Here is a 309-nt window from a genome sequence, read left to right on the forward strand (position 1 = left end):
AATATTCCTACGCGCACAGCGGATAGGGACCGAACTGTCTCACGACGTTCTAAACCCAGCTCGCGTACCGCTTTAATGGGCGAACAGCCCAACCCTTGGAACCGGCTCCAGCCCCAGAATCCGACGAGCCGACATCGAGGTGCCAAACCAACCCGTCGATATGGACTCTTGGGGAAGATCAGCCTGTTATCCCCGGGGTACCTTTTATCCCTTTAGCGACGGGGCTTCCACAAGCCCCCCCCGGATCACTAGTCCCGACTTTCGTCCCTGCTTGGCCCGGCGGTCTCACAGTCAAGCTCCCTTGTGCAC

The 309-nt window shown here is 58.9% G+C and carries 1 rRNA gene; it reads right to left on the reverse strand.

What is annotated here, in order from left to right:
* Positions 1 to 309: ribosomal RNA gene (locus ADK52_RS11825) — 23S ribosomal RNA — on the reverse strand; the annotation flags it as partial.

Source organism: Streptomyces sp. WM6372 (assembly GCF_001279655.1).
In the GTDB taxonomy this organism is placed as follows: Bacteria; Actinomycetota; Actinomycetes; order Streptomycetales; family Streptomycetaceae; genus Streptomyces.